Genomic DNA, 20,850 nt, shown 5'->3' on the forward strand with positions numbered 1-20,850 from the left:
CGCCATCCGTGCGCACCAAGAATTCGCGAATGGGTCGGCAATGCTATAATCCGCGCCTGTTTTTAAGGTAAGCGCCATGTCCGTCCCGGTTCTCGATTTCAAATCCCACCTTTCCGAATTGTTTGCTTTGGCCTTGCGCACGGTCGCGCCTGATGCTCAAAACGAGGTTCTGATCGAACGCCCCAAGCAGGCCGCTCATGGCGATTACGCCTGTAATCTGGCGATGCAGCTCGCCAAGCCCTTGCGTAAATCGCCGCGCGACATCGCCAATGCGCTGATCGCCGCACTGCCGCAGACCGATTTCATCGAAAAGGTGGAGATCGCCGGAGCGGGGTTCATCAACGTGTTCATCGCGCCAGCGGCCAAGCAGCGCGTGGTGCAAGGCGTGTTGCAAGCGGGCGCGGGTTACGGCCATGTGCACGTCGGGCAAGGACGCAAGGTACAGGTCGAGTTCGTCTCGGCCAATCCGACCGGCCCGTTGCACATCGGCCACGGACGCGGCGCGGCGGTGGGCGATTGCCTGTGCCGTCTGCTGCACGCGGCGGGCTGGAACGTGACGCGCGAGTTCTATTACAACGACGCGGGCGTGCAGATCGAGAACCTGATGCGCTCAGTTCAACTGCGCTGCAAGGGGCTGACACCGGACGATCCATCTTGGCCGGAGAACGGCTATCGCGGCGACTACATCCTCGATGTCGCCAACGCCTACATGGCGAAGGAGACCGTGGTCGCGGACGACCAGCACATCACTGGCAAGGGCTACGCGGACGACGAACAGGCCATCCGCCACTTCGCCGTGGCCTATCTGCGTCGCGAGCAGGACTTGGACATGCGCGCCTTCGGCGTGGAGTTCGATGTGTTCTCGCTGGAGTCGGCGCTATACACCGACGGCAAAGTCGAGGCGACGGTGCAGAAGCTGATCGCCAGCGGCCACACCTACGAACAGGACGACGCGCTGTGGTTGCGCACCACTGATTTCGGCGACGACAAAGACCGCGTGATGCGTAAGAGCGACGGCGGCTACACCTATTTCGTACCGGACGTGGCCTACCATCTGGACAAGTGGCAACGCGGCTTCGAGTTGGCGATCAATGAGCAGGGCGCGGATCACCATTCGACCATCACCCGCGTCCGCGCTGGCTTGCAAGCGCTGGATGTCGGCATTCCCAAGGGCTGGCCGAGCTACGTGCTGCACCAGATGGTGACGGTGCTGAAGAACGGCGAGGAGGTGAAGATCTCCAAGCGCGCGGGTAGTTATGTGACCCTGCGCGACCTGATCGACGAAGTGGGCTGCGACGCAACGCGCTACTTCCTCGCCGCCCGTTCGCCCGATTCGCAACTGGTGTTCGACATCGACTTAGCCAAAGCGCAGAGCAATGACAATCCGGTGTATTACATCCAGTACGCCCATGCGCGTATCTTCAGCGTGCTGTCGCAATGGGGCGGCGAACATCGGCAGTTGCTGGAAGCCGACTTGACTTGTCTGGACAGCGACTACGAAAAGATCGTACTGCAAAAGCTGATCGACTTCCCGCAGGTAGTAGAAAGTGCAGCGCATGACCTCGCGCCGCATCAGATCGCTGTCTATCTCAAGGATTTGGCAGCCGATTTCCACAGCTACTATAATGCCTCGCGTTTCTTGGTCGAGGATGAGACGGTCAAGTTGGCACGACTGGCACTGATCGCCGCGACGGCACAGGTCATGAAGAACGGATTGGCGCTGTTGGGCGTCAGCGCACCGGAATCAATGTAAGGAAAGGGCGGCATGAGCAAGAACATGGTTGGACGCGCACCTGCGCCAAAGAAACCTTCCGGCAAGGGCGGCGGGCTGTTCGTCGGCATCCTGCTGGGCATGGTGTTCGGTTTGGTCGTGGCTGGCGGAGTCGCTTGGTATCTGATGAAGCTACCTAGCCCGTTCACCCAAGTCGAACAGCAGCCTGATTCGCCGGTGGTGGATAGACCGTTGGTGAAAGAGCCTCCGAGAATCCATCCCGTTCCCGCCGAGTCGGCAGTTGCCGCTACGCCAGTGCCGGCCTCCAGCCCAGAGGAAAGTAAGCCGCGCTTCGAGTTCTACAAAGTGCTAACCGACAAGAAGGACACCAGCGTGCCTATGCCGCAGGCACCGGCCAAGATCGAAGACCGCTCATTTAAGTCCGATCCAGCGGCGGAAGCCAACGACAACGCTAGCTACTTCCTGCAAACAGGCTCCTACAGCACCGAGTCTGATGCTGAGAGTGCAAAGGCGAAGTTGGCGATGCAGGGCATGTTGGCCAATGTCCAAAGCGTCTTCGTGCCAGAAAAAGGCCAGCGTTTCCGTGTCCGCCTCGGCCCTTACAAGGGCTCAGCGGAAATGAACAAAGTTCGCACGGCATTGAAACAAATCGGAGTGGATGCCACTCCAATGCGTGCCAAGTAACCGATAGGAGTACACATGAAATCTGCTTTCAGAAATTTGCTGGTTGTCGCCCTGCTGACTTTCGCCGGAATCACACAGGCCGCCGTCCTCGGTAAAGACTACACGCAGCTGGATCAGCCTCAGGCCACGCCCGCTAATGGCAAGATCGAAGTGCTGGAGTTCTTCGCATACCCGTGTCCTCACTGCCATCATCTGGTGCCCGACCTGAATGCCTGGGAAAAGACCATGCCCAAGAACGTATCGTTGACCTACGTTCCGGTCGTGTTCCGCGACTCATGGGAACCGATGGCGTACACCTTCTACGCACTTGAAGTGTTAGGCCAGCAGAGCAAGCTGCACGATGCCCTGTTTGAAGCATGGAACATCACCCATACGGAATTGAATGAGCTCAGCCAAATCGCAGCTTTCGTTGCCCAACGCGGGGTGGACAAACAAAAGTTCAGCGATGCTTATCGTTCATTCTCCGTTCAGAGCAAAGTGATTCGCAGCAAACAGATGCTGCAAAGCTACAACATCCGTGGCACACCTACTTTGGTAGTCGATGGTCGCTTTGTCATCACCGGCTTGGAGTCACGCGACATGATCCGTGTGTTGCGTGAACTGACCGATCAGGTGCGCAAGGAGCGCGCAGCCAAGAAGCGCTGATGACGCAACGCGTCGTCATAAGTGGCGCGTCCAGCGGCCTAGGTTTGGCGCTGGCGCGCCATTATCTTGAGCAGGGTGCAGTGGTCGGTGTATATGCGCGCCGTGCCGAATTGCTGCAAAACCTAGCACTTCAATTCCCCGATCAGATCCATCTCTATCAACTGGACGTGCGTGACAGCGCCGCTCAACAGGCTGCGGCGGAAGATTTTCTTGCTCATGTCGGTACGCCAGATATCCTCATTGCCAACGCCGGTGTCAGCGTCGGAACGCTCACCGAATACGCCGAAGACTTGGATGCCTTCCAGCAAGTGATGGACATCAACGTGCTCGGCATGGTCAAGACTTTCCAGCCGCTCCTCGCTGCGATGCGTGCGGCGGGTACCGGACGGCTGGTGGGTATCGCCAGCGTCGCTGGGTTCCGTGGCCTGCCCGGCGCGAGTGCCTACTCTGCCTCCAAAGCAGCAGCGATCTCGTATCTGGAATCCTTACGGGTGGAGTTGCATGGCAGCGGCGTGCGCGTGGTAACGATCTGTCCCGGATACATCCGCACGCCGATGACAGACGTGAACCCCTATCCGATGCCATTCATGTTGGAAGCGGATGAGGCTGCGCGCCGCATCGCGAGAGTGATCGAGGCTGGCGATTCGTTCGCTGTGGTGCCTTGGCAGATGGGGCTGATCGGACGTTTGCTGAAATGGCTACCGAACTGGCTGTTTGATCGCCTGTTGGCCAAAGCACAACACAAACCACGCGGCTTGCTAGGCTAAGGTGTCATGTCGGTGCGCACGCGCAGGTAGCGTGCGAAGCGCGGGATGCCGGTCTTCTCGTTCACCCCGTTGTAGCGATAAGTCACCCAGACTCCCAAGGGTGGCGGCGTATGGCGCTCGGCATCCGAAAGCCCAGCACCCAGCTTGAAACGCAGCCCTTGCGCCGTCTCGACTTCCAGTGCGCCCAACATCCCCGCGTATTTTCCCTTGCCCGGCAAGTGTCCGATGACGCGCGCTTCCGCGTCCTCATAGAGCTTGAATTTGAGCAAGTCATCGCTGCGTTCGGCGCGGTAGAGCGAGGTACGGCGGTGCAATACCAGCCCTTCGCCGCCTAGATTGACGATGCCAGTTAGCCTAGCGCGCAGTTCGGTGAGGTCGTGTACCGTGGATTGTGCGACATGCCTTACCCACGGTTGCTTGATCGCCGCGACGACACGCACAAGTGCGGCATCGCGCTCGGCGAAATCGCCGGGATGAGCGGGCAAGTCGAACAGCATGAAGTGCATGCCGCGCCAAGTGGCATCGTCGGGTTGCAGCTGCCGCACGGTTGAGACCGCCAGCGCAAAACGTCCGCGCCCCGCCCACAGCTCGCCATCCAGCGGCGTGTTCGGCCAACCCGCCGTGAACCAATCCGGCGCATGGACGATCTCGCCGCCGCGCATGAGCAGGCGCTCACCATCCCAATAGCCCCTTACACCATCGTACTTTTCGCTGACTAGATAATCAGCAAGGCGGATATCCGCATGGAACACGTTCGCCAACATCAACGGCGGCGGCTCGCTCGCGAGGAGGATGGCGGGATGCGACAGCAGGGAAAGCGTGAGCAGGAGCGATGCAATCAGTCGGTTCATTCTCGTCCCCGTCATTCCGGCATAAGCCAGAATCCAGTCGATGAAAAGAATGTCCCGCTTAGGCGGGACAGCACCTTGGTTTATTGCTGGGGACAGCTAAGCGAGTTGAATTCCGGCCTGATGGGACAACTAGCCATCGACCAAGCTGGCGAAATGCGCCCGCCAAGTCGCTGGTTATGTGCCGGAATGACAGCGCTAGCCTGCCAGTTTTTGCTTCAATATCTCGTTCAACTGCGCCGGGTTGGCCTTGCCCTTGCTGGCCTTCATCGCGAGACCGACAAAGAAGCCGAACAGCTTGTCCTTGCCAGAACGATATTCTGCGACCTTCTCCGCATTGCCCGCGATGATCTCGTCCACCAGTGCTTCGATCGCGCCGGAGTCAGAGACCTGCTTCAGCCCCTTGGCTTCGATGATGGCATCCGCCTCGCCGCCTTCCGCCCATAGGGTACGGAACACTTCCTTCGCGCCGGAGTTGGAGATGGTGCCGTCGGCGATGCACGCCAGCATGCCGCCGAGTTGTTGCGCAGATATCGGGCATTGCGCCATGTCGAGGCCATCGCGGTTGAGCTGGGCGCTGACTTCGCCGATCAACCAATTCGCGCAGATCTTGGCTTGCGCTGGCACGGCTCTCAACGCCGCCTCAAAAAAGTCCGCCATCTCACGCGACGAAGTCAGGATACTCGCATCGTAAGCCGACAAGCCCAGCTCGCCCACGTAGCGCGCCTGCTTATCCTGTGGCAACTCCGGCATGGTGGCGCGCACTTGTTCCTTCCACTCTTCGCTGATCTCCAGCGGCAACAGGTCGGGATCGGGGAAGTAGCGGTAGTCGTGCGCATCTTCCTTGCTGCGCATCGCGCGCGTCTCGCCAGTGTCGGGATTGAACAGGATGGTGGCCTGCTGCACCTTGCCGCCATTTTCTATCGTGTCGATCTGCCATTGCACTTCGTAGTCGATGGCCTGCTGCATGAACTTGAACGAGTTGAGGTTCTTGATCTCGCGACGGGTGCCGAACGGCTGGCCGGGCTTGCGCACCGACACGTTCACGTCGCAACGGAACGAGCCTTCCTGCATGTTGCCGTCGCAGATGCCGATCCAGCGCACCAGCGAGTGCAACGCCTTGGCATAAGCCACCGCTTCGGCGGCCGAACGCATGTCCGGCTCAGAAACGATCTCCAGCAGCGGCGTGCCGGCGCGGTTCAGATCGATGCCGGTCACACCTTGCGAGTCGCCGTGCACCGACTTGCCTGCGTCTTCTTCTAAGTGGGCGCGGGTGAGGCGCACGGTCTTCTCGTAAGGCTTGGCGTTACCCGAAAGCGGCTCGACTTGGATGGTGATCGCGCCCTGACCGACCACCGGCAAGTCCATCTGACTGATCTGATAGCCCTTTGGTAGGTCGGGGTAGAAGTAATTCTTGCGCGCGAACACCGAGCGTGGCGCGATGTGCGCACCAGTGGCGAGGCCGAACTTGATGGCGCGTTCAACTGCGCCCTTGTTCAATACCGGCAACACGCCCGGCAGCGCCAAGCTCACCGCGTCAGCCTGCGTGTTCGGCTCCGCGCCGAACTTGGTCGAAGCGCCGGAAAAGATCTTTGTGTCGGTGGAGAGCTGGGTGTGAACTTCCAGCCCGATGACGATTTCCCAAGTCATGTTCAAATCCCCTGTGGCGCGCGGCTGTGCCAGTCGGTCGCCAGTTGATATTGGTGCGCCACGTTCAACATGCGCGCTTCGTCGAAATAGTTGCCGATGATCTGCAAGCCCACCGGCATGGCGTTGTCGCCGAAGCCGCAGGGGATGGACATGCCCGGCAGGCCGGCCAGGTTGACGGCGATGGTATAGATGTCGGACAGGTACATCTGCACCGGATCGTCGCCCTTCTCGCCCAGCTTGAAAGCGGTGGAAGGCGAAGTTGGGCCCATGATGACATCGCATAGTTTGAACGCTTCGGTGAAATCTTGCGCGATCAGGCGGCGAATCTTCTGGGCTTGCAGGTAGTAAGCGTCGTAGTAGCCGTGGCTCAGCACGTAGGTGCCAATCATGATGCGGCGCTTCACTTCCGCACCGAAACCCTGCGCGCGGCTCTTCTCGTACATGTCGGCGAGGTCGGTGTATTCCGGGGCTCGGTAGCCGTAGCGCACGCCGTCGAAGCGCGACAGGTTGCTGGACGCTTCCGCCGGGGCCAGTACGTAATAGACTGGGATGGACAAACGGGTGTTGGGCAGGCTGATGTCCACCACGGTCGCACCCAGCTTCTTGTATTCGGTGATGGCGGCGTCCACGGCTTGTGCCACGTCGTTGCCCAGACCTTCGGCGAAGAACTCTTTTGGCAGGCCAATGCGCAGGCCGTTCAGAGGCTTACCTAAATCACGCGAGTAGTCCTCCTTGTCGCGCTTCAGGCTGGTGGAATCGCGCTCGTCGAAGCCGACCATGCTGTTGAGCAACAAGGCTAAATCTTCGGCGCTGCGCCCCATCGGGCCCGCTTGATCAAGGCTGGAGGCGAAGGCGATCATGCCGTAGCGCGACACGGTGCCGTAAGTCGGCTTGAGGCCGGAGATGCCGCACAGCGCCGCTGGTTGGCGGATCGAGCCGCCGGTGTCGGTCCCGGTCGCCGCTGCGCACAGCCGCGCCGCTACCGCTGCCGCCGTACCGCCGGACGAACCACCGGGAACGCGCGAGGTGTCCCACGGGTTCTTTACGGAACCGTAGTGCGAAGTCTCGTTCGACGAACCCATGGCGAACTCGTCCATGTTGGTCTTGCCGAGGTTGATCGCGCCTGCGTTGTTGAACTGGCTGATGACGTGTGCGTCGTAAGGCGACACGAAGTTGTGCAGCATCTTCGAACCGCAGGTGGTGAGCCAGCCCTTGGCGCAGAAGATGTCCTTCTGGGCGATGGGGATGCCGGTCAGCGCTTCCGCCGTTCCTGCGGCGAAACGGGCATCGGCCTCACGTGCTTGCGTCAGCGAGGTCTCGGGATTCAGCGTGACGTACGCGTTCAACTCAGGATTGAGTTTGGCGATGCGGTCGAGGTAAAGCTGGGTCAGCTCGACGCTGGAGATTTTCTTGGCGCGCAGAGCGTCGCCGAGTTGCTTCAAACTGGATTCAAACATGGTGGATTACTCAATGACCTGTGGGACGAGGTACAGCCCCGCTTCGACTTGCGGCGCGATGGATTGGAATAGTTCGCGTTGATTGGTTTCTGTGACGTTGTCTTCGCGCAAGCGCTGGGTCACATCCTGCGCGTGCGACATGGGTTCGATTCCCGTGGTATCAACGGCTTGCATTTCTGCGATCAACTCAAAGATGCCATTGAGTTGCACCTGTGCCGCCTGCACTTCTGAATCGGAGATGGCTAGGCGAGCGAGCCGGGCGACTTTTTTCACATCGTCAGTGGTCAGGGACATGATGGGGTAACACTTTATAGAAACGAGCGTAATAGGGTATCATAAACGCCTTTTGCAGCGCACCCCTACGACTATCAGGACACGAACATGTTTGGTTTTTTGAACGGCTATTTCTCCAACGATCTGGCGATCGACCTCGGCACCGCGAATACGCTCATTTGGGCGCGCGGGCAGGGCATCGTGCTGGACGAACCTTCGGTGGTGGCGATTCGTCAGGAAGGCGGCCCCAACGGCAAGAAAGTCATTCAGCAGGTAGGCCTTGCCGCCAAGCAGATGTTGGGCCGTACACCGGGCAACATCACCGCTATCCGCCCAATGAAAGACGGCGTGATCGCCGACTTCACCGTCACCGAACAGATGCTCAAGCAGTTCATCCGTCGCGTACACAAATCCAGCATCTTCACACCCAGCCCGCGCATCGTCATTTGCGTGCCATGTGGCTCTACACAGGTTGAACGCCGCGCCATCCGCGAATCCGCTTACGGCGCAGGCGCACGTCGCGTGGAGTTGATCGAAGAGCCGATGGCCGCAGCGATCGGTGCCGATCTGCCGGTGGAAGATGCGACTGGCTCGATGGTGGTGGACATCGGCGGCGGCACGACCGAAGTTGGCGTGATCTCGCTGGGCGGCGCGGTGTACTCCGGTTCCGTGCGCGTCGGCGGAGACAAGTTCGACGAAGCCATCATCAACTACATCCGCCGTAACTATGGCATGTTGATCGGCGAAACCACGGCCGAAGACATCAAGAAAAAGATCGGCTCGGCCTTCCCCGGCTCCGAAGTTCGCGAGATGGAGGTCAAAGGCCGCAACCTAGCCGAAGGCGTGCCACGTAGCTTCACCATCTCCAGCAACGAAATTCTGGAAGCTCTGACTGATCCGCTCAACAGCATCGTCAGTGCTGTGAAGACCGCGCTGGAACAGACTCCGCCGGAACTGGGTGCGGACATCGCTAGCAAGGGCATGGTGTTGACCGGTGGCGGTGCGCTACTGCGCGACATCGACCGTCTGTTGATGGAAGAGACCGGCCTGCCGGTGCTGATTGCCGACGATCCGCTGACTTGCGTTGCGCGTGGCTCGGGCAAAGCGCTGGACCGCATGGACAAGTTCAGTAGCATCTTCACTACCGACTGATAGCGCCACGCGCTGGGACTGACCAAGGTGAGTTCCAGCCATTCCGGGACTCCGTATGGATAATGCGCAGCCAGTCAGATTCTTCAAGCGCGGCTACCCTCCGTTCGTCCGATTCGCCTTTTTCGCCCTGCTCTCCTTAGTGTTGCTGGTCGTGGACGTGCGTTTTCGCACGCTGGATACCGTCCGCTATGGCTTGTCGCTATTGGTGCAGCCAGTGCAGCGGGTACTCTCGTTGCCATTTGCCAGCCTGCACGACGCACGCGAGTATTTTTACACTCAGTCCAGCCTGATTCGCCACAGCGAGGAGTTGCAACGTCTGCATGACAATGATCGCGTGCAACTTATGCAACTACAGGCTATCGAGGCCGAGAATCAGCAGTTACGCAAGCTTCTGGAAATAAAGAACCACGTCGAGTTTCGCTCGCAATTGGCTGAGATCATCTACGACGAGAAAGATGTTTTCCGTCGTCGCATCTTCCTCGATAAGGGAACTCAGGCCGATGTCCAAGCAGGACAAGTGGTGATGGATGATAACGGCATCGTTGGTCAAGTCACCCGTGTCTATCCGCTCATGAGCGAGGTAACGTTGGTGACCGATAAGGATCAGGCGGTACCCGTAGAGGTATTACGCAATGGCCTGCGCACGGTACTGTTCGGCTTTGGCGACATCAATCATCTGGCGGTGCGTTACACGCCGGTCAGCGCGGATATACAAGAGAACGATCTGTTAATGACCTCCGGCATCGACGGCACATACCCGCCGGGATTGCCGGTGGCGCGTGTCACCAAGATTGAGCGTGATGCGACTTATCCCTTTGCGCGCATCCTTTGTACGCCCGTCGCAGGTGTCGATCAGCATCGACAGCTACTGATCCTGTCTGGGCAAGCCAAGTTGCCGCCCGCACCCGAGCCAGCGTCCGATGAACCTGCGCTCGGCAAGCGCAAGGTGAAAAAGCCATGAACGACGTCCTCCCATACTATCGGAACACCGTCCCATCCATTCTGTTCAGCCTAGCGATTGCCATGCTGCTGACTTGGCTGCCTTGGCAAGGCTGGGCCTTGGCGTTACGGCCTGATTTCGTTGCCCTAGTGTTGTTGTATTGGGCGACACATACGCCGCACAAGGTTGGCATTGGTACGGCTTGGGTGGTGGGGCTGCTCGCCGATGTCGCGGATGCCAGCTTGTTCGGACAACATGCGCTGGCGTACAGCGCCCTAGTTTTGGGAAGTATCATCTTCAAGCGCCGCATTCTGATGTTGGATCTGTCTCAACAAACGATGCAGGTCTTCCCCCTGCTGCTGGTCAACTATGTTCTGTTTGCCGCCATCGACTGGCTAGCGCAAGGACATTTTGCCTGGAGCTATCTGGCTGGATGCGTTACTTCCGCCGTGCTGTGGTTACCCCTGACTGTGCTGTTGCAGGCACTCAGTCGGCCGCGCGCACCCAAAGCGGATTCGCTGTAGAGCTCCCTATGCCGCATCGCATCGAGCTAAAGAACCACCAACAGGAAATCGTCAATTTCCGTCTGCGTCTGGCACTTAGCCTGGGTTTCGTGCTGTTTCTGATGTTCTTGTTGTTGGCGCGTTTCGTCTATCTTCAGTTGGTGCGCTACGATTATTTCCACACCATGGCTGAGAATAATCGGATCTCTATCGTACCCACGGTACCCAACCGAGGGCTCATCCTAGACCGCAACGGTGTGGTACTGGCGCATAACTACTCCGCCTATACGTTGGAGATCACCCCGAGTAAGGCCAACAATCTAGAGGAAACCATCAACGGATTGGCCGAGTTCATCGACATTCAGCCCAAAGATCGTAAACGCTTCAAAAAACTGTTAGCCGAGAGCCGCGACTTCGAAAGTCTGTCGATCCGCAATCGTCTGAGTGATGAGGAGATCGCCAAATTCGCCGCTCAGCGTTACCGTTTTCCCGGGGTTGAGATCAAGGCGCGGCTCTTCCGCGAATACCCATTTCACGAAGGTACTTCGCATTTGATTGGCTACATCGGGCGCATCACCCAAAAAGACAGCGACCGACTTGAAGACGAGGAGCTGCTGGCCAACTACCGTGGCTCTGACTACATCGGCAAGGCTGGGCTTGAAGAAAGTTACGAACAAGAGTTGCACGGTCAGACCGGTATGGAGCAAGTCGAGGTGGATGCTGGCGGACGCGGTGTGCGGGTGCTATCACACACGCCGCCGCGCTCCGGTAATAACCTGATGTTGAGTCTGGATGCCAAGTTGCAAGATATTGCCGAGCAGGCATTTGGCGACTTTCGTGGCGCCTTGGTCGCCATCGATCCGCGCAATGGTGAGGTGCTCGCCTTTGTCAGTAAGCCAGGCTACGACCCGAATCTGTTCATTGACGGAATCGATCAGCAAAGCTGGGACGAGCTGAACACTTCGTTGGATACGCCGCTCAACAATCGCGTGCTGCGCGGCCAGTATCCGCCCGGCTCCACGCTCAAGCCATTCATGGCGCTGGCTGGATTGCACTACAACAAGCGCTCGCCTAGTTACACCATCAGCGACCCTGGCTACTTCACCTTGCCCGGCAGCGGCCACCAATACCGCGACTGGAAAAAGGATGGGCACGGCAGCGTCGATCTGTTCCGTTCCATCGTGATTTCCTGCGACACGTATTACTATGGCTTGGCGGTAGAGTTGGGCATCGACAACATCCACGACTTTCTATCGCGGTTTGGTTTCGGCCAGAAGACTGGCATCGATTTGGACGGCGAGCAGCCGGGATTGCTGCCATCGCAAGAGTGGAAGATGAAACGCTTCAAGCAAAAGTGGTACGCCGGAGATTCAGTCTCGGCGGGTATCGGCCAAGGCTACGATCTGGTCACGCCGATGCAGTTGGCCAGCGCTACGGCGGCACTTGCCAATGGCGGCGTTGGCTATCGACCTCATCTGGTTCGGTCGATCCAGAATTCGGAAACTGGCGAGAAGCGCAACATCGATTCCGTCATAGACAGCAATCATCCGCTGGATCCTCAGCATTTCGATCTGGTACGCCGCGCCATGATCGCCGTCACCCAACCCGGCGGCACGGCCTCCCAAGCGGCGGCTGGCGCACCTTACGCTATCGCTGGCAAGACCGGTACCGCCCAAGTGGTGGGCATCAAGCAAGGAGCAAAATACGATGCCAGCAAAATGGCCGAACGACACCGCGACCATGCGTGGTTCATCGCCTTTGCCCCGGCTGAAGCGCCCACGATTGCGCTAGCGGTGCTGGCTGAGAATGGCGGCCATGGTGGCTCGGTTGCTGCCCCCATCGCGCGTAAAGTGATGGATTACTATCTGCTGGGCAAAGTGCCTCAGGTTGTGCCAAAAGCACCACAGAGCACACCCATATCTGGCGTGCCGGCGGTTTCCGCTCCTGCCGCAGCCGAGGTCGAAGAGCATGACTAAGCGGGAATTCTGGCGCCGCTTCGGTGCTCACCTCGATCCGATCTTGCTGCTCGCCATCAGCCTGTTGATGTTGACTAGCCTAGTGGTGTTGTACAGCGCGGGGGACGGTAGCTGGCATCGCGTATTCTCGCAGCTAGGCAATATCGTGGTGGCGTTTGCATTGATGTGGGCGGTCGCCAACATGCCGCTGCACTACCTGATGCGTGCCGCCGTGCCCTTGTATCTGCTGGGAATGTTGCTGCTGTTGGGCGTGGCGCTGTTCGGCGAGATCAGTCACGGCGCACGGCGCTGGCTGAATCTGGGTGTGGCGACCATCCAGCCGTCGGAATTGATGAAGATCGGCGTGCCGCTGATGATGGCCTGGTACTTCGACAAATACGAAGCCACGCTGACCATGAAGACCTACGCTATCGCGGCCTTGCTGCTGCTGTTGCCGGTCGGCCTGATCGCCAAACAACCCGACCTTGGCACCGCGATCCTGATTGCCGCCAGCGGTTTTTATGTGTTGTTCCTCGCCGGACTTTCTTGGCGAGTCATCGGCGGGATGGTGATCGCGGGTGCTGCCAGTGCACCTTTCCTATGGGGTATGCTGCACGACTATCAGAAGCACCGCATTATGATGTTGCTTGATCCAACCAAGGATGCGCTAGGCAAGGGCTACCACACCATACAGGGAATGATCGCGGTCGGCTCCGGCGGCCTGTTCGGCAAGGGTTACCTGAACGGCACCCAGACCCATCTCAACTTCCTGCCAGAAAGTCACACCGACTTCATCTTCGCTGTTTATTCGGAGGAGTTCGGCCTGTTCGGCAACCTGTTGCTGCTCAGCATGTATCTGTTCGTCATCCTGCGGGGTTTCGTCATCACGGCCAACGCTTCGACATACTTCACACGACTGATGGCCGGCAGCGTTACGCTCACCTTCTTTACCTACGCCTTTGTCAACATGGGCATGGTCAGCGGCATCTTGCCGGTGGTGGGCGTGCCGCTGCCGCTGGTGAGTTATGGCGGCACGTCCATGCTTACTTTGCTACTCGGTTTTGGTATTCTGATGAGTGTTCATACGCACCAAAAACTGGTTAAAACTTAAAGGTGATTCCATGAAGCAAAACGGTTTGCTGCTCGTTGCAGCCATGCTACTCAGCGCTTGCGGTACCGCGCCCACACACAAGGCGGTGGTGCGCGATACGGCAACTCCCAACATCGAAGCTAGTCCATCAGCGGAGGTGCAGGCTGTACCTGCGGCCACCCCTCCTGGGCGCGGCGGGTATCTGGCCGGCGACGGCCCCGGTACGGACATCCCCGCCAATCTGGAAAACATGCCGGATGCCGTACCCGTCAAAGAGCCTTTGCACCGCTACGCCAATCGTCCTTATGTCGCCTTGGGTAACAGCTACACCCCATTGACCGAAGTAGGCAAATACAAGGCGCGAGGCATCGCATCTTGGTATGGGAAAAAGTTCCACGGCCAAGCCACCTCCAGCGGCGAAACCTATGATATGTACAAAATGACAGCCGCTCATCCCACGTTGCCCGTGCCCAGTTTTGCTCGCGTCACTCAGTTACGCAACGGTCGCTCGGTGATTGTGCGCATCAATGATCGTGGGCCGTTCTTGCATGATCGCATCATCGACCTTTCCTATGCGGCAGCGACCAAACTGGCCATCATTGGCAATGGCAGCGCACAGGTCGAGGTCGAGAGTCTGACAGCGGATAGCGACCCGACACCTGAAGTCCATGCCAGCGGACGTACCTACGCCTTACAAGGGGAGGGTATGGTGAGTAGCACCCCGCTCCCGGCTGCAGAGCCTGTCGCTTCAGCAACAGAGGTTTTGCCTGTCGTTTCTGGGGAGGGTGGGAATCATTTTTTGCAACTGGGCGCTTTCCGCAGTCAAGAGAGCGCCGAGAGCTTCCGCGCAAAGATACAGTCCGAGTTAAACGTGGGCACAAAAAAGCTGACGCTGTACCCAAAAAACGACGGACTGGTAAGAGTGCACCTCGGCCCGTATCCAAACGACACTGCCGCACATGCCGCCGCTGAGAGACTTGAAGCTCAGCTCGGCTTCAAGCCACTTGTGAGCAAACACTAACGCTCATAATCGACCGTCAATGGTGCGTGGTCGCTGAAACGTTCGGCCTTGTAGATTGAGGTCGAACGGGCGGTCTGGGCGATGCCGGGCGTAGCGATCTGGTAGTCGATACGCCAACCGACATCTTTTGCCCAAGCCTGTCCGCGATTCGACCACCAGGTGTAGGCCTCCAGCTCGGGGTGTAGCTGGCGGAATACATCGACGAAGCCGACTACGCCGAGCAACTCGGTCAGCCAAGCGCGCTCTTCCGGCAGAAAGCCGGAGTTCTTCTTGTTACCCTTCCAGTTCTTCAGATCCTTCTCGGTATGAGCGATGTTCCAGTCGCCGCACACGATGACTTCGCGCCCGCTGTTTCTCAGCGCAACCATGTGTGGCATGAAGGCATCAAGAAACTTGAATTTCACCGCTTGCCGCTCCTCTCCGCTGGAACCGGAGGGCAGATACAACGAAACCACGCTGAGATTACCGAACTGCACCTCTAGATAGCGGCCTTCGCAGTCGAACTCAGGGATACCCAGGCCTTCGATCACCGCATCCGGCTTCTGCTTGGAATAGATGCCGACGCCGCTGTAGCCCTTTTTCTCGGCGTAATGGTGAGCGCCGTGGAAGCCCGCTGGGGCCAGCATATCCGGCGACATATCGGCGGCTTGAGCCTTGAGTTCCTGCAAACAAACGATGTCAGCATTTTGCTGCTCCAGCCAAGGCAAAAAGCCCTTGTTGAACGCGGAGCGGATGCCGTTGAGGTTGGCGGTAATGATGCGCATGTCGTACTCCAAATGGAAGGCTGCCATTATAATGGCCTCCCCATCGTTCACCGTGATAACCATGTCTCAGTTTCGCCAGGACTTCATCCGCTTCGCCATCAGTCAGAACGTACTGCGCTTCGGCGAGTTTCAGACCAAGGCCGGACGGCTTTCGCCCTATTTCTTCAACTCCGGCTTGTTTCAGGATGGCGCTGCCTTGCGCGAACTCTCGCAGTTCTACGCGCAGGCCATGCTCACGTCCGACGTTGAGTTCGACATGCTGTTTGGCCCCGCTTACAAGGGCATCCCGCTGGCGGCGGGCACCGCCATCGCCTTAGCTGAGCAAGGCCGCAACGTGCCTTACTGCTTTAATCGCAAAGAGGCCAAAGATCATGGCGAGGGCGGTACCACGGTGGGTGCCAAGTTGCAGGGCAAGGTGCTCATCATCGACGACGTGATCTCCGCCGGAACCTCCGTGCGCGAGTCCATCGAACTCATCCGTTCAGCCGGGGCGACACCCTGCGCCGTGGTCATTGCGCTAGACCGCATGGAGCGCGGCCAAGGCGAATTATCGGCAGTACAGGAAGTGCAACGCAGCTTCGACATCCCCGTGATCTCGATCGCCGCACTCAGCGACTTGCTCGGTTTCTTGCAAGGCCAGCCCGAGCTTCTACAGCATCTGCACGCGGTACAGGCCTACCGCGACCGTTACGGAGTGGAAAATGACTAATCTGCGACTGTTATTGGTACTGACTTGCTGCGCAGCTTTTTCAGCCGGCGCCGAAGCACGTTCATTCAAGTGGGTGGACGAAAAAGGGCGTACGCATTACGGTGAAACCATTCCGCCGGAATATGCCAATCGCAGCAGTGTAGAGCTGGATGACAAAGGTCGCGTCATCAAGTCGCAAGAAGTACTGACAGCCGAGGAGCGTCAGGCTCGTGAAGCCGAGAATGCCAAGAAGCGTAGTGAAGATGCGGCAGCGTTGGATCAGCGCCGCCACGACAGAATGTTGCTCAAAAGCTACAGCAGCGAAGCCGAGATCGATGCTGCCCGCGACCGTAGCCTGAAGCAAGCCGAATTGTCATTGAGCGGTGCGCAGGAGCGTCTCAAAGCGTCTCGCCAGAAATTGCATAAGACACGTACCGAGCGCGAAGCCTATGTCGATTCCGGCAGACCTCTGCTGCCGGAGTCATTGCAGCAAGAACTTGCAGCAGACGAGAAACTGGTCGTTCAACTTGAACAAGAGCTTGTCCATCGACAAGCCGAAATCACCGCGATCAAAGATCGCGCCGAAGCTGACAAACAGCGCTTTCGCGAGCTGACTGGAAAAAAACAATGAGCCTATTGGTGAACATCGTTATTGCGGACGAGGATGATTTCGAGGCAATTGGCGAGTCGCAACATCCCGTGGAAGAGTGGAGCGGCATTCAAGCCCGTGACATCGACACGACAAAAATCGCTACTTTGCATTGCCTGCTAACGGGCGACAGTTTTGAAGAAGCGCTTAGCCGCTACGAACCCGTCTATGTGTCCGCCGAAGAAGGCGCGATCATAATCCGCATCCCAGATGAATTGGTCGAGAAATTGGCGTACTTGGACGAAGATGCACTCGACAGCGTAGGCGAAGAGCTGGCCGCCACGGAAGAGTTCGAACTGACCGGCTGGCCGACCCAAGAAGTGATGACGCTGGTTGAAGAGCTCGCCGCCTTGGCACAGCAGGCCGACAGCAATGGCGAGGCGATGTTTGTGTGGATGCATCGTTTACTGACATAACATCATTCGCTTGCAATGGTCCGGCGTACTCGACGCATACCCCAAACCAGTAGTGCACAGGGACAATGCACTACACCACAGATGACCCTACGGCGGTCCTCAATAAGTAATCAAGAAAAATCCCAGCAAAGATAATCGCGCCAAACCAGTTGTTATGGAGAAAGGCTCGAAAACAATCTTCCCTTCGCCGAGACCTGATCAGTGAATAGTGGTACAAAGCAATGCCAGCAGCCACTAACAAGCCCATATAGTACGCAGTACCCATTTGAAGCTCTTCCCCTAATAGATACAAGCACGCCAGCATTCCACCGTAGCAAACCATCACTGCCAAGATATCAAATCTCCCCAAAAAGAGTGCGGACGAGTGTATCTTTAAATGCATATCATCATCTCTATCTACCATGGCATATTCGGTATCGTATGCAATACACCAAAGTATGTTTGCAAGCACTAACAACCATGCAATATCAGGTATCTCGTTATTCTGTGCCGAGAATGCCATGGGAATTCCAAATCCGAATGCAATGCCAAGATACGCTTGTGGCACGGCTAGGAATCTCTTAGTAAACGGGTAACTAGCAGCTAAGAATAATGCCGGTAGCGTTAGCCATTGGGTTAAGGAATTCAACGGCAATACTAGGCAGAATGCTAGGATAGACAGTGCTGTTGCCAGCCAAATAGCTTCCTTCGGGTTCACTTTCCCACTAGTAATAGGCCTCTCTCTGGTTCGCTCGACATGGATATCAATATGCCGGTCTGCATAATCATTTATTACACAACCGGCTGACCTCATCAGTATCGTTCCTGTGATAAAGATTGCCACTATCCACCAAGTAGGCCGTCCCTCACTAGCTATCCACAGCGCCCACAAGGTTGGCCACAATAACAACAGAATACCAATTGGTCGATCTAGTCGGCACAACTTGGCATACAAATACATACGGCTACCTATCTTCACTTTAGTTACCTCGATGTTTCGGAGAAGGACAAGATAGTGTCTATGCAATAGCAGTTCTGCATAAGATATGGTTTTGCTACTCGTGGCTCAAACATGAAGAAAGTCCTGCCTAGAACCAAGCCATCGCTGTAAGTGCATTTGTGCCTCTGTTGGGTATTGCTCCAACATTTCTTCCGCCACTTCTCTTGCAGCTGTTAATAAGTCTATATCTGTCTCTATATCTGCAAAACGAAGCATCGGTACTCCGCTTTGCGCAGCTCCAAGAATCTCGCCTGGGCCACGTAACAACATATCCTGACGTGCTATCTCAAACCCGTCGCTATTTTCGTAGATTATTCGTAATCTTGATTTAGCTGCATCTGACAGAGGGTGTTGAAACATCAATATGCAGGTGCTGCGACTTTCTCCACGACCAACTCGCCCTCTAAGTTGATGTAATTGTGCTAATCCCATTCTTTCGGCATTCTCGATTACCATCAAACTAGCATTTGGGACATCCACACCAACCTCAATCACTGTAGTAGCCACCAGCAGTGATGTCTTGCCGGTGATGAAGTTTTCCATGGCAAGCGCCTTTTCCGCTTTCTTCATTCGCCCATGAACCAACCCGACCATTATTCCGGATAAATCCTGACTGAGCCTTTGAAATGTGTCCTCGGCTGTCTGGAGTTGGAGCGCAGCGGATTCCTCAATCAATGGGCAAACCCAATAGACTTGTCCTCCCTGCAAACATACTTCCTTTACGCGGCTAATCACCTGATCTCGGCGAGTATCACTTATCAGCTTAGTAACTATAGGAGTTCGACCTGGGGGCAGCTCATCAATTGTCGTTACATCAAGATTGGCCAAATAGCTCATTGCCAAAGTTCGTGGAATTGGGGTTGCACTCATCATTAATTGATGCGGGACTTCTCCCTTACCTTGTAAGGCTAGTCGTTGTTGAACACCAAACTTATGTTGCTCATCTATTATTACTAAACCTAACCCTTGAAATCCTACCTGCTCTTGAAACAGTGCATGGGTTCCAATAACTATTTTCGACTTTCCTTCGGAAATAAAGTCCAGCGCAACCCCCTTCTCTTGCCTTGAAAGGCTACCAGAAAGCCATGTAATCTCTATTCCAAATGGACTCAACCAAGCTCTGATTTTACGATAATGCTGCTCAGCAAGAATTTCGGTGGGTGACATAATCGCCACTTGGTAGCCACTCTCCACGGCTTGAAGTGCAGCTAATACCGCAACGATGGTTTTTCCACTTCCGACATCTCCTTGAAGCAACCTTTGCATTGGATATTTTTTCGAAATATCTTTGCTTATTGTAGATAATGCGTTTACTTGGGAAGAAGTGAGTGCAAACGGCAATGTTTGTTTAAATCTTTCACTAACACTACTGAGTTCCAGTAAAGGTGCCGTTCTATTACGACGATTTCGATATTGTTCTCGCATGGATAATTGCTGTGCCAGCAACTCATCGAATTTGATTCTTCTCCATGCGGGATGGTTTCTATCCTCGATTTCAGGAAGTGTTTCGCTAGTGGGAGGTGCGTGAAGTAATTTTAAGCTTTCCGCTAGACAGGGTAATCCTAGCTGATCCAGCCTATACTTTGGCACAATATCTTCAAATTGGTACTCATTGATAGTGCGCTGTATCTGACGAGCTATGGTGCTTGAATTTATCCCTTTAGCAACAGAATAAATCGGCGTAAGCGTTGGGCTTGTTGGTTCCCCCAGCTCTATTTGCTTACACTTCGGCTGAATCATCTCCAAACCAAAGTATCCTTGGCGTATCACTCCATACGCCCTCAGTCGGTTTCCCTCTGCAAGGAGTTTCTGCTGACTTGGATAAAAATGTATATATCTGAGGTACAAGAGTCCCGTGCCACAATCCAACTGCGCTATTAGACTGCGACGTGGCTTCTGAATTATCTCGGAATATACAACTACCCCCTCCACTAAGTTCTGCGTGCCCTGAACTACTTCCGTAAGTTCTCGTACAAGCGAATGATTTTCGTATCGAATAGGGAGGTGCAGCATCAAGTCAAAACGAGTAGTTATGCCAAGTTTTTTTAACTTAACTACAACTTCTTTAGATACTTTGGACAATGCCACGTCTCATTCAGTCAAAAATTTGCATGATTCCATCAGCTTCTACTAGTGCACCCCGTGGTAGTTGTGATACGCCTACAGCCGCCCTTGCTGGGTAAGGCTGTTGGAAATATTCCGCCATAACCTCATTAACCAGTGCAAAATTCGAAAGATCAGTTAAGTAGATATTTAACTTCACCACATCGCCCAAGTTACCCCCTGCTGCCTCAGATACTGCGCGCAAGTTTAAGAACATTTGCTTCAATTGGCTTTTTACGCTACCTGCAAGCTCCATCGAAACTGGATCGAGCCCAATTTGGCCTGATAGATAGACTGTTTTTCCTACTTTGACCGCTTGTGAATAAGTTCCTATCGCCGCAGGAGCTTTTTCTGTTTGGATGATTTCTTTCTTCATTTTTTCTCCCGTGAAATAATTACATCTCATGATGATTAGGACAACATTATACTAAAACCGTTTTTTGAAAATTATTCTTGTTTTACTTGTAGATAACTTTCCCTTCAACAAGTAGAATCCGTACAAATTCGAATAAATTTGTTCCATCACAGATTGCC

General features: G+C 55.9%; 21 protein-coding genes. 13 read left to right on the forward strand and 8 right to left on the reverse strand.

What is annotated here, in order from left to right; all coding sequences use genetic code 11:
- Positions 1–76: 76 nt before the first annotated feature.
- The 4 genes from argS to OYT1_RS13415 are packed head-to-tail and all read left to right on the forward strand — an operon-like array spanning position 77 to position 3,828.
- Positions 77–1,753, forward strand: a complete 1,677-nt coding sequence (argS, locus tag OYT1_RS13400; protein ID WP_062627294.1) for an arginine--tRNA ligase — start codon at positions 77–79, stop codon at positions 1,751–1,753.
- 12 nt (positions 1,754–1,765) lie between these two features.
- Positions 1,766–2,416: an SPOR domain-containing protein gene (locus OYT1_RS13405; RefSeq protein ID WP_062627293.1), complete on the forward strand. Its 651-nt coding sequence runs from the start codon at positions 1,766–1,768 to the stop codon at positions 2,414–2,416.
- 15 nt (positions 2,417–2,431) lie between these two features.
- Positions 2,432–3,061 (forward strand): thiol:disulfide interchange protein DsbA/DsbL, encoded by a 630-nt coding sequence (locus tag OYT1_RS13410; RefSeq protein ID WP_062627292.1) that lies wholly within the window; start codon positions 2,432–2,434, stop codon positions 3,059–3,061.
- A complete protein-coding gene (locus tag OYT1_RS13415; RefSeq protein WP_084612042.1) occupies positions 3,061–3,828 on the forward strand; it encodes an SDR family oxidoreductase in 768 nt (255 codons plus the stop codon). Before OYT1_RS13410 ends, OYT1_RS13415 begins: the two co-directional genes overlap by 1 nt.
- Here OYT1_RS13415 and OYT1_RS13420 read toward each other — a convergent pair.
- The 4 genes from OYT1_RS13420 to gatC all read right to left on the reverse strand — a co-directional run bounded on the left by OYT1_RS13420 (position 3,825) and on the right by gatC (position 8,077).
- Positions 3,825–4,679: a DNA ligase gene (locus OYT1_RS13420; RefSeq protein WP_062627291.1), complete on the reverse strand. Its 855-nt coding sequence runs from the start codon at positions 4,677–4,679 to the stop codon at positions 3,825–3,827. The genes OYT1_RS13415 and OYT1_RS13420 overlap by 4 nt on opposite strands.
- Positions 4,680–4,874: 195 nt before the next feature.
- Positions 4,875–6,326 (reverse strand): Asp-tRNA(Asn)/Glu-tRNA(Gln) amidotransferase subunit GatB, encoded by a 1,452-nt coding sequence (gatB, locus tag OYT1_RS13425; protein ID WP_062627290.1) that lies wholly within the window; start codon positions 6,324–6,326, stop codon positions 4,875–4,877.
- Between the two features lie 2 nt (positions 6,327–6,328).
- Positions 6,329–7,783 (reverse strand): Asp-tRNA(Asn)/Glu-tRNA(Gln) amidotransferase subunit GatA, encoded by a 1,455-nt coding sequence (gatA, locus tag OYT1_RS13430; RefSeq protein ID WP_062627289.1) that lies wholly within the window; start codon positions 7,781–7,783, stop codon positions 6,329–6,331.
- 6 nt (positions 7,784–7,789) lie between these two features.
- Entirely contained in the window at positions 7,790–8,077 is a 288-nt protein-coding gene (gene gatC / locus OYT1_RS13435; protein ID WP_062627288.1) for an Asp-tRNA(Asn)/Glu-tRNA(Gln) amidotransferase subunit GatC, read from the reverse strand.
- A gap of 87 nt (positions 8,078–8,164) precedes the next feature.
- On the opposite strand from gatC, the gene OYT1_RS13440 reads away from it, so the two are divergent.
- The 6 genes from OYT1_RS13440 to OYT1_RS13465 are packed head-to-tail and all read left to right on the forward strand — an operon-like array spanning position 8,165 to position 14,717.
- Entirely contained in the window at positions 8,165–9,208 is a 1,044-nt protein-coding gene (locus OYT1_RS13440; protein ID WP_062627287.1) for a rod shape-determining protein, read from the forward strand.
- Positions 9,209–9,263: 55 nt separating this feature from the next.
- Positions 9,264–10,169: a rod shape-determining protein MreC gene (mreC, locus tag OYT1_RS13445; RefSeq protein ID WP_062627286.1), complete on the forward strand. Its 906-nt coding sequence runs from the start codon at positions 9,264–9,266 to the stop codon at positions 10,167–10,169.
- Complete coding sequence (gene mreD, locus OYT1_RS13450; protein WP_062627285.1) at positions 10,166–10,672, forward strand: rod shape-determining protein MreD; 507 nt, start codon at positions 10,166–10,168, stop codon at positions 10,670–10,672. Before mreC ends, mreD begins: the two co-directional genes overlap by 4 nt.
- An 8-nt stretch (positions 10,673–10,680) precedes the next feature.
- Complete coding sequence (mrdA, locus tag OYT1_RS13455) at positions 10,681–12,627, forward strand: penicillin-binding protein 2 (protein ID WP_062627284.1); 1,947 nt, start codon at positions 10,681–10,683, stop codon at positions 12,625–12,627.
- On the forward strand, positions 12,620–13,717 hold the full coding sequence (rodA, locus tag OYT1_RS13460) for a rod shape-determining protein RodA (protein WP_062627283.1): 1,098 nt from the start codon (positions 12,620–12,622) through the stop codon (positions 13,715–13,717). The genes mrdA and rodA overlap by 8 nt, the downstream gene beginning before the upstream one ends.
- Positions 13,718–13,727: 10 nt before the next feature.
- Positions 13,728–14,717 (forward strand): septal ring lytic transglycosylase RlpA family protein, encoded by a 990-nt coding sequence (locus tag OYT1_RS13465; protein WP_062627282.1) that lies wholly within the window; start codon positions 13,728–13,730, stop codon positions 14,715–14,717.
- On the opposite strand, the gene OYT1_RS13470 is transcribed toward OYT1_RS13465, so the two are convergent.
- The gene (locus OYT1_RS13470; RefSeq protein ID WP_062627363.1) at positions 14,714–15,481 is read right to left on the reverse strand and encodes an exodeoxyribonuclease III; all 768 of its coding nucleotides are present in this window, start codon (positions 15,479–15,481) and stop codon (positions 14,714–14,716) included. The genes OYT1_RS13465 and OYT1_RS13470 overlap by 4 nt on opposite strands.
- A gap of 61 nt (positions 15,482–15,542) precedes the next feature.
- Between OYT1_RS13470 and pyrE the strand changes: the two genes are divergently transcribed.
- The 3 genes from pyrE to OYT1_RS13485 are packed head-to-tail and all read left to right on the forward strand — an operon-like array spanning position 15,543 to position 17,234.
- The gene (gene pyrE, locus OYT1_RS13475; protein WP_062627362.1) at positions 15,543–16,190 is read left to right on the forward strand and encodes an orotate phosphoribosyltransferase; all 648 of its coding nucleotides are present in this window, start codon (positions 15,543–15,545) and stop codon (positions 16,188–16,190) included.
- Positions 16,183–16,800, forward strand: a complete 618-nt coding sequence (locus tag OYT1_RS13480; protein ID WP_062627281.1) for a DUF4124 domain-containing protein — start codon at positions 16,183–16,185, stop codon at positions 16,798–16,800. The genes pyrE and OYT1_RS13480 overlap by 8 nt, the downstream gene beginning before the upstream one ends.
- Entirely contained in the window at positions 16,797–17,234 is a 438-nt protein-coding gene (locus OYT1_RS13485; protein ID WP_062627280.1) for a hypothetical protein, read from the forward strand. The genes OYT1_RS13480 and OYT1_RS13485 overlap by 4 nt, the downstream gene beginning before the upstream one ends.
- 70 nt (positions 17,235–17,304) lie before the next feature.
- Here the strand turns inward: OYT1_RS13485 and ubiA are convergent, their stop codons facing one another.
- The 3 genes from ubiA to OYT1_RS13500 form a co-directional block, all read right to left on the reverse strand.
- The gene (gene ubiA, locus OYT1_RS13490) at positions 17,305–18,192 is read right to left on the reverse strand and encodes a 4-hydroxybenzoate octaprenyltransferase (RefSeq protein ID WP_084612052.1); all 888 of its coding nucleotides are present in this window, start codon (positions 18,190–18,192) and stop codon (positions 17,305–17,307) included.
- Between the two features lie 87 nt (positions 18,193–18,279).
- Positions 18,280–20,301 (reverse strand): ATP-dependent DNA helicase RecG, encoded by a 2,022-nt coding sequence (gene recG / locus OYT1_RS13495; RefSeq protein WP_062627278.1) that lies wholly within the window; start codon positions 20,299–20,301, stop codon positions 18,280–18,282.
- A 7-nt stretch (positions 20,302–20,308) separates the two neighbouring features.
- Positions 20,309–20,692 carry a RidA family protein gene (locus OYT1_RS13500; protein ID WP_062627277.1) on the reverse strand — a complete coding sequence of 128 codons (384 nt, stop codon included), beginning with the start codon at positions 20,690–20,692 and terminating at the stop codon, positions 20,309–20,311.
- Positions 20,693–20,850: the final 158 nt, after the last annotated feature.

The sequence above is a fragment of the Ferriphaselus amnicola genome, from assembly GCF_000974685.2.
Lineage (GTDB): Bacteria > Pseudomonadota > Gammaproteobacteria > Burkholderiales > Gallionellaceae > Ferriphaselus > Ferriphaselus amnicola.

Bases quoted from the DNA above. Each gene is read 5' to 3' on its own strand.
- pyrE (WP_062627362.1), top strand. From the start codon at position 15,543: ATGTCTCAGTTTCGCCAGGACTTCATCCGCTTCGCCATCAGTCAGAAC.
- gatC (WP_062627288.1), bottom strand. From the start codon at position 8,077: ATGTCCCTGACCACTGACGATGTGAAAAAAGTCGCCCGGCTCGCTCGC.
- OYT1_RS13415 (WP_084612042.1), top strand. From the start codon at position 3,061: ATGACGCAACGCGTCGTCATAAGTGGCGCGTCCAGCGGCCTAGGTTTG.
- rodA (WP_062627283.1), top strand. From the start codon at position 12,620: ATGACTAAGCGGGAATTCTGGCGCCGCTTCGGTGCTCACCTCGATCCG.
- OYT1_RS13485 (WP_062627280.1), top strand. From the start codon at position 16,797: ATGAGCCTATTGGTGAACATCGTTATTGCGGACGAGGATGATTTCGAG.
- gatA (WP_062627289.1), bottom strand. From the start codon at position 7,783: ATGTTTGAATCCAGTTTGAAGCAACTCGGCGACGCTCTGCGCGCCAAG.
- OYT1_RS13405 (WP_062627293.1), top strand. From the start codon at position 1,766: ATGAGCAAGAACATGGTTGGACGCGCACCTGCGCCAAAGAAACCTTCC.
- mrdA (WP_062627284.1), top strand. From the start codon at position 10,681: ATGCCGCATCGCATCGAGCTAAAGAACCACCAACAGGAAATCGTCAAT.
- OYT1_RS13470 (WP_062627363.1), bottom strand. From the start codon at position 15,481: ATGCGCATCATTACCGCCAACCTCAACGGCATCCGCTCCGCGTTCAAC.
- OYT1_RS13440 (WP_062627287.1), top strand. From the start codon at position 8,165: ATGTTTGGTTTTTTGAACGGCTATTTCTCCAACGATCTGGCGATCGAC.
- OYT1_RS13410 (WP_062627292.1), top strand. From the start codon at position 2,432: ATGAAATCTGCTTTCAGAAATTTGCTGGTTGTCGCCCTGCTGACTTTC.
- OYT1_RS13480 (WP_062627281.1), top strand. From the start codon at position 16,183: ATGACTAATCTGCGACTGTTATTGGTACTGACTTGCTGCGCAGCTTTT.
- OYT1_RS13500 (WP_062627277.1), bottom strand. From the start codon at position 20,692: ATGAAGAAAGAAATCATCCAAACAGAAAAAGCTCCTGCGGCGATAGGA.
- mreC (WP_062627286.1), top strand. From the start codon at position 9,264: ATGGATAATGCGCAGCCAGTCAGATTCTTCAAGCGCGGCTACCCTCCG.
- gatB (WP_062627290.1), bottom strand. From the start codon at position 6,326: ATGACTTGGGAAATCGTCATCGGGCTGGAAGTTCACACCCAGCTCTCC.
- OYT1_RS13420 (WP_062627291.1), bottom strand. From the start codon at position 4,679: ATGAACCGACTGATTGCATCGCTCCTGCTCACGCTTTCCCTGCTGTCG.
- mreD (WP_062627285.1), top strand. From the start codon at position 10,166: ATGAACGACGTCCTCCCATACTATCGGAACACCGTCCCATCCATTCTG.
- argS (WP_062627294.1), top strand. From the start codon at position 77: ATGTCCGTCCCGGTTCTCGATTTCAAATCCCACCTTTCCGAATTGTTT.
- OYT1_RS13465 (WP_062627282.1), top strand. From the start codon at position 13,728: ATGAAGCAAAACGGTTTGCTGCTCGTTGCAGCCATGCTACTCAGCGCT.